We start from the raw sequence: 12,418 nt of genomic DNA on the forward strand, positions 1-12,418 counted from the left end.
ACGGGCGGTCCCACGATCCGAAGGACAACCTCATGCAGTTTCGGAAGCTCGCCGTCGACGGCGCATTCGAGTTCCGGCCCCCGGTCTTCACCGATGAGCGGGGGCTGTTCGTCTCGCCGTTCCAGGAGGCGGCGCTCCGCGAGGCGATGGGCCACGGCCTGTTCCCGGTGGCCCAGACCAACCACAGCAGGTCCCGCGGCGGCGTGGTGCGCGGCGCCCACTTCACCCGCACCCCGCCGGGCATCGCCAAGTACGTCTACTGCGCCCGCGGCAGAGCGCTCGACCTGGTCATCGACATCCGGGTGGGGTCGCCGACCTTCGGACTCTCCGACTTCTCCGTGCTCGACCCGGAGGAGTTCCGCGCGATGTACTTCCCGGTCGGCGTGGCGCACGCCTTCGTCGCCCTGGAGGACGACACGGTCATGGCCTACATGCTGTCCGGCGAGTACGTGAAGGAGAACGAGCTCGCCCTCTCGGTGTTCGACCCGGCTCTCGAACTGCCCATCCCCGCGGACATCGATCCGATCCTGTCGGAACGGGACCGCGCCGCGCCCACCCTGGCCAAGCTGGAGGCGGACGGTGTCCTTCCCGGCTACGCCGAATGCCTCCAGATCGAGCGCGCCCTCTACGCGTAGGTGATGCCGGTGCGAGTCCTGATCATGGCCCTGCCCGTCAAGGCCCACGTCTATCCGCACGTCCCGCTGGCCTGGGCGCTGCGGGCGGCGGGTCATGAGGTGTGCGTCGCGAGCCAGCCCGACCTGGTCGACGAGATCGCCGAGACCGGGCTCACCGTCGTGCCCGTGGGCGAGGCGCTCAACCTGGAGGACGCCATCACCGCCATGCCCATGGAGTCGGACCGGACGCTGAACCCGTGGGACCTGATGCGGATGGACGAGTTCGCCGGAGATGACCTCGACGACGACTTTGTGCACGGCGTCTCGCTCGTCATGACCACCTTGGGCTTCCCTCCCGTCTCCTATGGCGGGCTGGTGGACGACCTCGTCGGCTTCGCCCGCGCGTGGAAGCCCGACCTGGTGATCTGGGACATGTTCGCGTTCGCCGGTCCGGTGGCGGCCAGGGCCTGCGGCGCGGCGCACGCGCGGATGGTGTTCGGCGTCGACCTGCTCGGCAGGATGCGGGAGGGGTTCCGCGCCGTCCAGGCCCGCAGGCCGCCGGAGCTGCGCGAGGACCCCATGCGGGAGTGGCTGGAACCGGAGCTGGCGCGGTTCGGCTGCCCGTTCGGCGAGGACGTGATCGTCGGCCAGTGGACGATCGACCCCGTCCCGCCGTCGATGCGGCTGCCGACCGGCGTGCACCGGGTGCCGCTGCGCCATGTGCCCTACAGCGGGGGGACGACGGTTCCGGCCTGGCTCAGGGAACCGCCGCGCCGGCGCCGCGTCTGCCTCACCCTTGGGCTGTCCCGCCGTGAGCTGGCCGGACGCGAGCGCGCCGTCGTCTCCGAGCTGCTGGAGGGCGTGGCCGACCTCGACGTCGAGGTGGTGGCCACCCTGAACGCCGACCAGCTCGCCACCGTGGCGCAGGTGCCGGACAACGTCCGGACCGTGGACTTCGCGCCCCTGCACGAGCTGCTCCCCACCTGCGCGGCGAGCATCCACCAGGGCGGCTTCGGCACGATGCAGACCGTCCTGGCGCACGGCGTGCCGCAGATCGTCCTGCCGAGCGGCCTGTGGGACACCACGCTCAAGGCGCGCCTGGCGCGGGACGCGGGGGCGGGCCTGTACGTGGAGCCCGACCGGCTCACGGCGGCCGGGCTGCGGGACATGCTGGTGAGGGTCCTCGACGAGCCCTCGTTCGCGGCGGGCGCGGACCGCCTCGCCGCCGAGATCCGGGACATGCCGTCCCCCGGCGAGGTCGTCCCGGTGCTGGAGAAGCTGACCGCCGGACACCGCGCGGGCGCGGGGCGTCCCGCGGCGCCGGCGGCCTCGCTTCAGCCCTGATCGAGGAAGGCTAGAGCGGCCGTCCGTAGCGTCCGCCCCATGGCGGACGGCTCGATGGACAAGGACCTGGCGACCGGGATGGCGGATCATGAGCTGAGCTATCTCCTGCTGCTCATGCACGGCGCCCAGTGGATCATGGGGGTGAAGGACGACCCCTACGCGCTCCTGCTCCGCGCGGCGAGCGACGACCCGCACGACCTTGGACGGCGGATGCGGTCGCGAGGCCCCCTCTACCGCAGTCACGCCGCCGTCTGGGTGACGGCCCACCATGATCTGGCGGCCGCCGCGCTGTCGGACGCGCGCCTCGGCCCTGAGTACGCGGCACCGCAGGAGCCGGACGAGGCGCGCGCCGAGCGGGAGCGCGTCCTCCCGTTCGACCTGCCCCGGATGGAGCAGCTCCTGCCCTTGGGCCAGGCGTCCCTCACTCTCGGCCGTCCGGCGTGCGAACGTCTGCGGGCGCTGACGCGGGCCGTCCTCGACGGCGTGGAGGACCTGGCCGCGGATCTGTGCGCGCGGCGGGTCCGGACGCTCGACGGCGACTTCGACCTGCGCGACGACCTCGCGCGTCCGGTCGCCGTGGCCGCGGTCGCCGAGGTGCTCGGCCTGCGCGCGTCCGATGGCGAGCGCTTCGCCGAGCTGTGCGCCGGGACGGACGGCGCCCTGGACGCCACCCTGTGCCCGCCCCTGCTCGCGCCGGCCCGCAGACTGACCGCGGCGATCACCGGCATGCGTGAGCTGCTCGACGGCTCCCTTCGCCGGAACGGCGGCTCGACCGGGCGTCTGGTGGACGCGGCCGTGGGCGAAGGGCGTTCCCTGGACGACGCACTTGCCGCCTGCGTCTCCCTCGCGGTCGTCGGTGTCGACATGGCGATCAACCTGGTCTGCGACGCGGTGCAGGCCCTGCTCGACCACCCTGAGGCATGGGAGCGGGTGCGGGACGAACCGGCGTGCGCCGCCCTCGCGATCGAGGAGACGATGCGGTACGCGCCTCCGGTGCGGCTGCACCGGCTCTTCTCTCACGAAGACGTCGAGCTGGGCGGGCACAAGGTGCGGGTCGGCGACGAGGTGGTCGTGGTGGTCGAGGCGGCCGAGCGCGATCCGGCCGTGTACGACGACCCCGACCGCTTCAGCCTGGAGCGAGGCGGCCGTGCCGCCCTGCCCGACGGTCCGCTGACCGAGCCCGCCGGTCCGCCGGCCCGCCGTATGGCGGCCGCGACGCTGCGGACGATCGCGGACGAGCTGCCGCGGGTCCGCCGGACCGGCCCGGTGCTCCGTCGGCCCCGGTCCCCGATCACCCGCGGGGTGCTGCGGTTCCCGGCAGCCGTTCGCTGAGGCTCGCGGTCCGCTCAACGATCGCTGGACGATCCGTCCGGCCGCGCCGCCGGGACGGTCCGCGGCCACCATCGGTTCTCTGCCACCCGCCGGTACGGTCCCCGAAACGATCCGGCGCCGTTCCCGGAGGCGAGATGATCAACGTTTTCCAGCCGAGTCTCGGCGAAGAGGAGCTCGAAGCGATCCGCGAGGTGTTCGCCCGCAACTGGTTGGGATACGGCCCGCGCACCCAGGCGTTCGAGACGGAGTTCGCCGCGCACCTCCAGGTGGAGCGCGATGGAGTGCTCTTCGTCAACTCCTGCACCTCGGGCCTGTTCATGGCGATGGAACTGCTGGAGCTCGGCCCCGGCGACGACGTGGTGCTCCCGTCGGTGAACTTCATCGCCAACGCCAACGCGGTCGCCGTCACCGGCGCCTGGCCGGTCTTCTGCGACGTCGACTCCCGCACGCTCAACCCGACGGTCACCGACGTCGAGCGGGCGCTGACGCCGCGGACGAAGGCCGTGGTGGTGCTGCACTACGGCGGTCATCCCGGTGAGATCGAGGGCATCGCGGCGCTGTGCCGCGAGCGCGGTGTGGCGCTCGTCGAGGATGCCGCGTGCTCCATCGCCTCCAGCGTGAACGGCACGATGTGCGGGACGTTCGGCGACATCGGCGTGTGGAGCCTGGACGCCCGGAAGATCATCACCACCGGCGACGGCGGCGTGCTGCGGGTCCGCGACCCCGAGCTGGCCCGCCGCGCCCACCGGCTGGCCTACCACGGCATGGTGGACCGCAGCTCGTTCACCGCGATGGCCGACCTGCGGCGGCGCTGGTGGGAGCTGGCCGTCCAGGAGATCGGCCGCCGCAGCATCGGCAATGACGTCACCGCCGCGATCGGCAGCGTCCAGCTGCGGCGCCTGGCCGGTTTCGTGGCGCGGCGGCGCGCGATCGCCGAGACCTACGACCGCCTGCTGGCCGAGGTCGAGGGCGTGCGCACACCGCCTCCGCTGCCGGACGGGCACGTGGGCTCGTACTACTTCTACTGGGTCCAGCTCGACGCGGCGATCCGCGACCAGGTGGCCGAAGACCTGCTCGACTGCGGCATCTACACCACCTTCCGCTACCCGCCGTTGCACCGGACGTCGCTCTACCGGTCCGAGGCGCGGCTGCCGCGCACCGACGAGGCGGCCGAGACGACCCTGCTGCTGCCCATCCACCAGGGCCTCACCGACGAGGACGTCGAGACCGTGGTCGGCCAGCTCGCCAAGGTGGTCGGCAACCGCGGCGGGGGCCGTGTTCGACGCTGACCTCGCCGAGGTGTACGACCTGGTCTACCGGGGACGCGGCCAGGACTTCCGCGCCGAGGCGGAGCTGGTGACGCGGGTCGTCCGGACCCGGCGTCCCGGCGCGGTCTCCCTGCTTGACGTCGGCTGCGGCACGGGGGAGCACCTGAGCGCGCTGCGCGCGTGCTTCGACCACGTCGAAGGACTCGACCGGTCCGAGTCGATGATCGCGGTCGCCCGGGCCAAGCTTCCCGGTGTGCGCGTGCACGCCGGGGACATGTGCGACTTCGACCTCGGGCGGAGGTACGACGCCGTGATCTCCCTGTCGTCCGCCGTCGCCTACCTGCCCTCCGCCCAGGCCATGCGGACCGCCGTCGCGCGCATGGCCGCCCACCTCGTGCCCGGCGGCGTCCTGGTCGTCGAACCCTGGTACTTTCCCGAGGCTTACGTGGAGGGGCATATCGCCGGTGACGTCCTGCGGGAGAACGGACGCACCGTCTCACGGGTGTCCCGGGCCGAGCGCGACGGCGAGTTCGTCCGGGTCGACAGTCACTACCTTGTCGCGGACCGCCAGAGCATCAGGCACTTCACCGAACGGCAGACCTTCGGCCTGTGGCGGCGCGAGCTGTACGAGCGAGCCCTTCGCGACGCGGGCTGCTCCACCGAGTACATCGAAGGCGTTCAGTCGCGACGCGGCCTGTTCATCGGGCGGCTCACCCGTCGAGCCGTTGCTCCTCATGCGGGTGCCCCTTGAGCTCGTGAAAGGCCGAGGTCCTCGCCGCCGTCAGCGCGCCGTCCCGCAACCGCCCGGCCTGCTCCCCGCGAGGCAGGCGGGAGATGACCGGCCAGGTGTTGTCCGGCGACGGCCAAGACGGCCACGAACGCGGCCCAGGCTTGGGCCACGGCCCGTCCTGTCAGGGCTTCGTGCCCGCGGAGGCGGCGGCCGTGACGTCGTTGGGAGGGGTGAAGGTGCAGGGCAGGCGCTTGTAGCCGTTGATGAAGCCCGACAGCAGCCGGTCGGGTTCGCCCGCGGTGATGTCGGGCAGTCGGGTCAGCAGCTCGCGGAGCATCACCGTGATCTCTCTGCGGGCGAGGTTGGCGCCCAGGCAGAAGTGCGGTCCCGGGCCGCCGAACCCGACGTGCGGGTTGGGGGACCGGGTGATGTCGAAGACGTCGGGATCGGGGAAGACAGCCTCGTCCCGGTTCGCCGACCCGTAGAACAGGTTGACTTTGTCGCCCTTGCGGAAGACGTGCCCGCCCAGCTCGTAGTCGCGGGTGACGTTGCGGCGCATGAAGATCACCGGAGTGCAGTAGCGGACGATCTCCTCCACCGCACCGCCGATCCGCGCGTCGAAGTCGGCCAGGAGGAGCTCGCGCTGGTCGGGGTGATCGGTGAGCAGTTTGAGGCCATGGGCGATCGCGTTCCGGGTCGTCTCGTTGCCGGCGACCACCAGCAGGAGGAAGAACGCCCCGAACTCGCGCGGGCTCAGCCGTTCACCGTCGAGGTTGGCGTTGACCAGTAGCGAGGTCAGATCGCCGGTGGGCCGGACGCGCCGTTCGCGGCCGATCCGGGCCGCGAGCCGGTGCAGCTCCCACCCCGCCCGCGCCACCCTGCCGAGCAGCCGGACGGTGGCCAGGCGGCCGATGCGCGCCTGGCCGTCGACGTAGCGCAGGCCGTCGCCGACGTATTCCGGATCGCTGTAGCCCACGATGACGTTGGTCAGTTCGATGACCCGCCGGTGGTGCCCGGCGGGGATGCCGAGCATGTCGCAGATGACCTCGGTCGGCAGCCGTGCCGCCACCTGGGACACGAAGTCACACGGCCCGGTCCGGATCAGTTCGTCCACGATCCGCGTGGCGCGTGCGGCGATGTCGTCCTCGGTCTTGGCCAGCACTTTGGGGGTGAACGCCCGGGAGACGATCCGCCGGATCTTGGCGTGCCGTGGATCGTCCATGTCGATCATCGAGTTGAAGTACTTGTTCATCCAGCCCGGCATGTCGGACGGGGCGGTGGCGCTCGGCTCGCTGGAGAACACCTCGGGAAGCCGGCTGATCTGCGTGATGTCGGAGTGCCGGACGATCGCCCAGTAGCCCGTGCTCTGCGGCATGAACGGCAGTTGGGGCAGCTCGAAGAACTGCGGTTCGCGTGACCGCAGGTCCGCGAAGGCCGCCGCCCGCTCCTGCGGCGGCCTCGCCCAGAACCGCAGGTCGCTCAGGTCGATGGGGGCCGCATCGGCTGGTGGTCTCCGCATGGTCAGCACCGCCTCCTCTTTCTGGTGACGAATAACACCAGAAAATGTGGTGTCCACCATCACCAACTTTGGTCCGGAATGTCAAGAGGGTGGGGCACAATCAGGACCGTGAGCCAGCAGAGACCGACCGTGCGGCCCTACAAGGGAGTGTCCGCCGCCGAACGCATGGCTCAGCGACGCGCCGCGATCATGGAGGCGGCCTGGGACCTGCTGGGCACCGAGGGCTGGCAGGCCGCGACCGTCCGGGGGATCTCCAGCCGCGCCGGTCTTAACGACCGGTACTTCTACGAGAGCTTCACCGACCTGGGCGCCCTACTCCTGGCGGTGGTCGACGACCAGGCCGCCCGCGGCATCACGGCGATCTTGGAGGTGGCCCGCAGCGCTCCTCGCCACCTGCGCACCCGCACCCAGGTGGTGGTCACGGCCATCTTCGACTTCCTCGCCGAAGACCCGCGCCGCGCACAGGTCATGGCCCGCGAGTTCCCGGCGTCTCCGCTGCTCCAAAGCCGCAAGCACGAGATCGTCCAGGCGGTCATGGAGATTTTCATCGCCCAGGTTCACGAACTGCTGGACGAGGTCCCCCTGTCTCCCGAGGATCTCCGGCTCACCGCCCTGACCATCACCGCCGGAATCTGGGAGACCATCACGCTGTGGCTGCGCGGCGACCTTGACACGAGCCGCGACCACCTCATCGACTACATCGTCGCCCTGCTCATGGCCACCACGGCCCTCCCACCCGCGCTCAACGCCCAGCTTCCCTGACCGCCCCGGTGCCGGCGGCGCACCACACCCCGGCTACCGCGGCCGATGGCGTCGGCGCCATTGACGCTTTGGGGTCCGGTACGACCGTCGGCGGACCGGTGTGCCGCCGACCGCACGGCGTACCCGCCTGGCCGTTATCGGCTGTTCTCGATCACCGTGCGGACCGCGGCGAAGGCTTCGGCGTACTTCTCCGCCGGTGATCGGGCAGCGCCCTCCTCCAGCCATCGTTCGGTGGCCAGCCGTACCGCGCACAGGACGACTCCCGCAACGAGCCGCGGAGCGAGGGGACGGGCATCGGGGGCGATGCCGGCGCAACGCGCTTCCAGGGCGGTGGCCAGAGCGTTCTCCCAGGAGACCAGTTCGGCATCGGCGTGTGCCCGTGCGGTGCGGGTCTCGGCGCGGATGCGGGCTTCGAGCCGGGTCACCTCCCGGTAGCGGCGCCAGTTCGCGGTGATGTCGAAGAAGGCGTTGCACAGCGCGGTGAAGGCGTCCTCCTGCGCCGGGCGGGCGTCCAGGGCGGCCAGCACCGCATCGAGGCGGCCGTAGTGCAGACCGGTGATGAAGCAGCTCTCCTTGGAGTCGAAGTAGCGGAAGAAGGTGGAGCGGCTGATTTCGGCGCGCTCGCAGATGTCCTCCACGCGGACCGCCTGCATGCCGCGCTCGGCGACGAGCTTCACGGCGGCCTGCGCGGTCGCGGTGTACACGCGTTGCTTCTTCCGCTCCCGTAGGGAACCTCCCGCCTCACTCACAGGGTGAATATTGACACTCTGTCGCAATTGATGCAAAGTCTCCGAAGATGCCGGGAGCCCGGTCGCCTGGCGCCGGAGCCCAGGAGAGAGGACGTCCGCGTTGCGCGATCAACGATGTTCCAGGTCAGGGCGCGGAGCCCGGAGCGGCCAGGCGCCCTCACCGGGAGGCCGGCATGGACGCTGAACGCCTGCGGTCGCTCTTCGATCTGTCCGGCCGGGTGGCGGTCGTCACCGGGGGCACACGGGGTATCGGACGCGCGATCGCCGAGGGGTTCGTCGCCGCCGGAGCAAGCGTCGTGGTGGCCAGCCGTAAGCCCGAGGCCTGCGCCGAGACCGAGACGCACCTGAAGGCGATGGGCGGATCGGCGCTCGGCGTCCCTACCCATCTGGGTGACCTGGACGCGCTGGACACCCTGGTGACGCGTACCGTCGACACTTTCGGAAGACTCGACATCCTGATCAACAACGCGGCCAACCCCTTGGCGTTGCCGCTGGGATCCTTCACCCCGGAGGCATTCGCCAAGTCCCAGGACGTCAACGTCCGCGGGCCGGTCTTCCTGGTACAACGGGCACTCGACCAGCTCACCGAGAGCCCGTGCGCCTCGGTCGTCAACGTCGTGTCCGCGGGAGCGTTCCTGTTCTCCCCGTACGTGTCGATGTACGCCGCGGCCAAGGCGGCCATGGTGGCCTACACCCGTTCCATGGCGGCCGAGTTCGCCTCTCGCGGCATCCGGGTCAACGCCCTGGCGCCGGGCACGGTGGACACCGACATGGTCCGCAACAACCCGCCCGAGTTCCAGACGGCCATGGAACAGGCCTCCCTGCAAAGGCGCATGGCCGACCCGGACGAGATGGTCGGCCCCGCGCTGTTCCTCGCCTCAGATGCGTCGAGCTTCGTCACCGGCCAGGTCCTCATCGCCGACGGCGGCCTCGTGCCGCGCTGACCACCGGCCGTCCACGAGTTAAGGAATTCCATGCTGATCGACAGCGACGCCTACCTGCGCGACACTCCCGCCTCGGGCCGGACGGTGCGCGTGGAGGAGCCCGCGCCGGGCGTTCGCCTCCTCACTTTGGACCGGGAGCACCGGCTCAACGCCATGTCCGGCGAGCTGATCAAGGATCTGCACACCGCGCTCGACGGCATCGCCGTGGACGAGGACTGCCGCGTTGTCGTCGTCACCGGTGCGGGACGGGCGTTCTGCGCAGGGCTCGACCTGCACGAACCCCCGGCCCGCGAGGCCGCTCCAGCGGCGACGGAGGAGGCGGCCGCACGGCGCCGGAGCCCTCAGGCGGGCATGCACGTCCAGCAGGCCATCGCCTCGCTCGTCCCGAAGCTGCGCAACCTGCGGCAGCCGGTCATCGCCGCCGTCAACGGCCCGGCCTCCGGCGGTGGCTTCGCATTGGCCCTGGCCAGCGACGTCCGGATCGCCGCCGCGTCCGCCAGGTTCAACGCGGCGTTCGTGAAGATCGGCCTGTCCGGCTGTGACATCGGCGTCAGCTGGCTGTTGCCCCGCCTGATCGGCGCGGGCCTCTCCCATGAACTGCTGCTCACCGGCCGCTTCGTGGACGCCACGGAGGCACTGCGCATCGGCCTGGTCAGCCGGGTCGTCGAGGACGGCTCGGTGGTCCAAGCGGCCTTGGAGACCGCCGCTCTCATCTGCGCCAACAGCCCTATGGGCGTATGGATGACCAAGGAGGTCGCCTGGAGCCAGCTGGAGGTCGGCAGCCTCCAGGCCGGCATCGACTTGGAGAACCGGACCCAGATCCTCACCTCCTACACCCGCGACCAGACCGAACAGATCACCTCCTTCCTGCAGCGTCGCCCCCCGGAGTACACCGACTCCTGACCGCGCACCTCACCCTCAGCGCCGACGTGACCTGTGGAAGATCCCTGAAACAGCGCTGACCAGGCCCGGCCGGAGCCGCTGACCCGGTCAGCCCGCCGAAGTTGGATTCACGGCCATTGGCGCCTTTCGCCCTCGGGTGAGCCCCGCCAGGCGTGGTGGAGCGTGGCGGGGCTCTTTTGAGCGGGGGCCGGCGTCAGGGCTGGGATTCGGGTTCGGGGTCGGTGTCGGCGGGTGGGGCGGGTCGGGTTGTGGCGCGGGTCAGGTAGACGATCTTTCCGGTGGTGTCGCTGAGCCAGAGCCGGTGGCCGGGTCGCGGACCGGGGAGGGCGGGCTGTTCGTAGGCGATGGCCTGGTCGGTGTCGGGATTGATGTCGATCCGGGCCCACTCCAGCAGCCAGGCCGGCTCGTCACCGTCGGTTTCCAGCCGCAGGTAGACCGGATGCTCTCCGTCCCGCCACGGGAAGGGCGGGGTGCGCGGGTCGTTGCCGGCGGCGTTGTCGATGTTGGCCTCCTCGCCGAGGACGAAGGTGGTCCGGGCCGCCCGGGCCAGGTCGTTCTCGTCGATGGACAGGGCGAACTCACGGCCGGCCAGTCCCAGGTACAGGCGGCTGCGGGTGTCGGCGTAGTCGGCGTCGGCGGTCCAGATCGTCGCCCGGACCTGCTGGATCGCCACCGCGACGGGGTCGGGCCGCGGCACGGGTGGCAGCGGCCGGTCCGGCTGGTCCTGGCCGGGCAGCCGGAAGCGGGGTTTGACGTAGGCGGTCACGATGCTCCTTCCCGGAGGTGCGAGCGGCAGAGGGCGGTGCCGGTCACAGCGCGGGGGCGTCGCCGATCTGCCAGATGTGGCCGATGGCCGGCTCGCCCAGCCACATCCGGGTGGGCTTGATGTAGACGTCGCCGGTCTGGATGCCGAAGTGGGGGCCCAGGGCGTAGTCGGGGAACATCGCAGGCACGATCAGGTAGCTGCTGCCGATCCCCTGGGAGGGGATGATGTGCCAGCGCTGCAGCACCTGCAGGCTGGTGCTGCGCTCCCGCAGACGCGGATGGTCGTTGGGGGTGGTGGAGGCGGTCAGCGCCCGGCGGCGGTGACCGCTCTCGATCCGGTAGGTGCCTCCCTCGTCGGCCACGATGTACCAGCGGTGCCCGGCCACGCTCGGGTCGGTCCGCAGGGCGTCCTCGTTCCAGATCTGGATGGCCTCGCCGACGTTGTCGTTGTAGTTGTCGGTGAACATGTAGCCGCCGGTGACGTCATGGACGATCATCTTGACGCCCTCGGTCAGTGAGACCTGGGAGGCGGCCGTCGAGGTCTGCGGGCTGATGTTGGCGGTGGGCATGAGAGCCCTCCCTTCCAGAACATGAATCCCTCCAGCAACGCTGATTACCTTCCATGTCCGCCGCCGGCGAGAACCTGGAAGGACGGGACGGCATACTCCCCCCGATACAAGCTTTGAGTATCCGACTGGTGACTATTAGTTACGAAAGTCATCCTCGTCCTGGCAGGAAGTAACACAAGTCCACGGAGCCCGGCGAAGACCCAAGGGGTCGGTGGTGGTGCTGGCCGTCGGCATCGCCTGCGGTGTCGTCCTGGTGTTCGCCCGCTGATCCCGCGGCGTCCCGGGAGCGGGTCTTTCGCAGCCGACCATGGGCCGTTGGTCCCTGGCGGGCCGATCGGGGAGGCCGCAGGATGCCAGGAGATCATCAGCCTCCGTCCGGAAAGACGCCTCATGCCCGCTCATGTGCCCGATCTCGTCCACCCGACCGCCCCCAGCTGGCCGCGCCGGCGGATGCGGCGGTTGCGCGCCGCCGAGTCGCTGGAACTGCTGGGCGGCACGCCGCTGGGGCGGCTGTGCCTGGTCCTGTACGGGACTCCGACGATCCGTCCGGTCAACCATGTCGTCGAGCAGGGTGACGTGCTGTTCCGCACCCATGCGGGCTCGGCGGTGGCCGAGGCGGTGCGCGCCGGGGACCTGCTGGTCGCCTACGCGGCCGACGACATCGACCCGGCGACTCGGCTGGGCTGGAGCGTGGTGGTGAACGGCTGGGCCACGCCGGTCGAGGACCCCGCGGAGGCCGCCCGGCACCTGGCCCGGATCGACTCCTGGATCGGCGACGAGGACGGCGTCAAGGACCAGGTGATCCGGATCCGCCCCGAGGTGGTCTTCGGTCACCGGGTGGTGGTCGAAGAGGAGGACGACGGCTGACGCGTTGCACACGTACGCCGAGGGCCGGATCCCGGTGCGGGATCCGGCCCTC

At 70.7% G+C, this 12,418-nt stretch carries 14 protein-coding genes; 9 read left to right on the top strand and 5 right to left on the bottom strand.

Annotated elements, in window-relative coordinates; genetic code table 11:
- Positions 1 to 32: 32 nt before the first annotated feature.
- From C4U03_RS03680 to C4U03_RS03700, 5 genes are all read left to right on the top strand, one after another.
- Positions 33 to 635 carry a dTDP-4-dehydrorhamnose 3,5-epimerase family protein gene (locus C4U03_RS03680; RefSeq protein ID WP_103936138.1) on the top strand — a complete coding sequence of 201 codons (603 nt, stop codon included), beginning with the start codon at positions 33 to 35 and terminating at the stop codon, positions 633 to 635.
- Between the two features lie 3 nt (positions 636 to 638).
- Positions 639 to 1,958 (top strand): activator-dependent family glycosyltransferase, encoded by a 1,320-nt coding sequence (locus C4U03_RS03685; RefSeq protein ID WP_146087239.1) that lies wholly within the window; start codon positions 639 to 641, stop codon positions 1,956 to 1,958.
- A 39-nt stretch (positions 1,959 to 1,997) separates the two neighbouring features.
- On the top strand, positions 1,998 to 3,290 hold the full coding sequence (locus C4U03_RS03690) for a cytochrome P450 family protein (protein ID WP_103936139.1): 1,293 nt from the start codon (positions 1,998 to 2,000) through the stop codon (positions 3,288 to 3,290).
- A 134-nt stretch (positions 3,291 to 3,424) separates the two neighbouring features.
- Positions 3,425 to 4,579 carry a DegT/DnrJ/EryC1/StrS family aminotransferase gene (locus C4U03_RS03695; RefSeq protein ID WP_103936140.1) on the top strand — a complete coding sequence of 385 codons (1,155 nt, stop codon included), beginning with the start codon at positions 3,425 to 3,427 and terminating at the stop codon, positions 4,577 to 4,579.
- Positions 4,566 to 5,309 carry a class I SAM-dependent methyltransferase gene (locus C4U03_RS03700; protein ID WP_103936141.1) on the top strand — a complete coding sequence of 248 codons (744 nt, stop codon included), beginning with the start codon at positions 4,566 to 4,568 and terminating at the stop codon, positions 5,307 to 5,309. The genes C4U03_RS03695 and C4U03_RS03700 overlap by 14 nt, the downstream gene beginning before the upstream one ends.
- On the opposite strand, the gene C4U03_RS42920 is transcribed toward C4U03_RS03700, so the two are convergent.
- Positions 5,269 to 5,358 (bottom strand): hypothetical protein, encoded by a 90-nt coding sequence (locus tag C4U03_RS42920; protein ID WP_407701403.1) that lies wholly within the window; start codon positions 5,356 to 5,358, stop codon positions 5,269 to 5,271. The two genes, C4U03_RS03700 and C4U03_RS42920, sit on opposite strands and share 41 nt — an antisense overlap.
- A gap of 111 nt (positions 5,359 to 5,469) precedes the next feature.
- Entirely contained in the window at positions 5,470 to 6,807 is a 1,338-nt protein-coding gene (locus tag C4U03_RS03710) for a cytochrome P450 (RefSeq protein ID WP_103936316.1), read from the bottom strand.
- Positions 6,808 to 6,915: 108 nt separating this feature from the next.
- Between C4U03_RS03710 and C4U03_RS03715 the strand changes: the two genes are divergently transcribed.
- Positions 6,916 to 7,569, top strand: a complete 654-nt coding sequence (locus C4U03_RS03715) for a TetR/AcrR family transcriptional regulator (RefSeq protein WP_160146903.1) — start codon at positions 6,916 to 6,918, stop codon at positions 7,567 to 7,569.
- 134 nt (positions 7,570 to 7,703) lie between these two features.
- On the opposite strand, the gene C4U03_RS03720 is transcribed toward C4U03_RS03715, so the two are convergent.
- Complete coding sequence (locus tag C4U03_RS03720) at positions 7,704 to 8,273, bottom strand: TetR family transcriptional regulator (protein WP_235017617.1); 570 nt, start codon at positions 8,271 to 8,273, stop codon at positions 7,704 to 7,706.
- A gap of 218 nt (positions 8,274 to 8,491) precedes the next feature.
- On the opposite strand from C4U03_RS03720, the gene C4U03_RS03725 reads away from it, so the two are divergent.
- Together C4U03_RS03725 and C4U03_RS03730 are read left to right on the top strand one after the other, a co-directional pair.
- A complete protein-coding gene (locus C4U03_RS03725) occupies positions 8,492 to 9,262 on the top strand; it encodes an SDR family NAD(P)-dependent oxidoreductase (protein ID WP_103936143.1) in 771 nt (256 codons plus the stop codon).
- 30 nt (positions 9,263 to 9,292) lie between these two features.
- A complete protein-coding gene (locus C4U03_RS03730) occupies positions 9,293 to 10,165 on the top strand; it encodes an enoyl-CoA hydratase/isomerase family protein (protein WP_103936144.1) in 873 nt (290 codons plus the stop codon).
- A 193-nt stretch (positions 10,166 to 10,358) separates the two neighbouring features.
- Here C4U03_RS03730 and C4U03_RS03735 read toward each other — a convergent pair whose 3' ends face one another.
- Together C4U03_RS03735 and C4U03_RS03740 are read right to left on the bottom strand one after the other, a co-directional pair.
- Positions 10,359 to 10,931 carry a hypothetical protein gene (locus C4U03_RS03735; protein WP_103936145.1) on the bottom strand — a complete coding sequence of 191 codons (573 nt, stop codon included), beginning with the start codon at positions 10,929 to 10,931 and terminating at the stop codon, positions 10,359 to 10,361.
- 43 nt (positions 10,932 to 10,974) lie between these two features.
- Positions 10,975 to 11,499 (bottom strand): RICIN domain-containing protein, encoded by a 525-nt coding sequence (locus tag C4U03_RS03740; protein ID WP_103936146.1) that lies wholly within the window; start codon positions 11,497 to 11,499, stop codon positions 10,975 to 10,977.
- A gap of 390 nt (positions 11,500 to 11,889) precedes the next feature.
- On the opposite strand from C4U03_RS03740, the gene C4U03_RS03745 reads away from it, so the two are divergent.
- Positions 11,890 to 12,366 (top strand): pyridoxamine 5'-phosphate oxidase family protein, encoded by a 477-nt coding sequence (locus tag C4U03_RS03745; RefSeq protein WP_200827003.1) that lies wholly within the window; start codon positions 11,890 to 11,892, stop codon positions 12,364 to 12,366.
- The last annotated feature ends 52 nt before the right edge of the window (positions 12,367 to 12,418 follow it).

This window comes from Thermomonospora echinospora (assembly GCF_900108175.1).
Lineage (GTDB): Bacteria > Actinomycetota > Actinomycetes > Streptosporangiales > Streptosporangiaceae > Thermomonospora > Thermomonospora echinospora.

Excerpts from the sequence above, each read along its gene's own strand:
- C4U03_RS03685 (WP_146087239.1), top strand. The coding sequence starts at position 639 with ATGCCGGTGCGAGTCCTGATCATGGCCCTGCCCGTCAAGGCCCACGTC.
- C4U03_RS03730 (WP_103936144.1), top strand. The coding sequence starts at position 9,293 with ATGCTGATCGACAGCGACGCCTACCTGCGCGACACTCCCGCCTCGGGC.
- C4U03_RS03710 (WP_103936316.1), bottom strand. The coding sequence starts at position 6,807 with ATGCGGAGACCACCAGCCGATGCGGCCCCCATCGACCTGAGCGACCTG.
- C4U03_RS03680 (WP_103936138.1), top strand. The coding sequence starts at position 33 with ATGCAGTTTCGGAAGCTCGCCGTCGACGGCGCATTCGAGTTCCGGCCC.
- C4U03_RS03690 (WP_103936139.1), top strand. The coding sequence starts at position 1,998 with ATGGCGGACGGCTCGATGGACAAGGACCTGGCGACCGGGATGGCGGAT.
- C4U03_RS03740 (WP_103936146.1), bottom strand. The coding sequence starts at position 11,499 with ATGCCCACCGCCAACATCAGCCCGCAGACCTCGACGGCCGCCTCCCAG.
- C4U03_RS03745 (WP_200827003.1), top strand. The coding sequence starts at position 11,890 with ATGCCCGCTCATGTGCCCGATCTCGTCCACCCGACCGCCCCCAGCTGG.
- C4U03_RS03695 (WP_103936140.1), top strand. The coding sequence starts at position 3,425 with ATGATCAACGTTTTCCAGCCGAGTCTCGGCGAAGAGGAGCTCGAAGCG.
- C4U03_RS03725 (WP_103936143.1), top strand. The coding sequence starts at position 8,492 with ATGGACGCTGAACGCCTGCGGTCGCTCTTCGATCTGTCCGGCCGGGTG.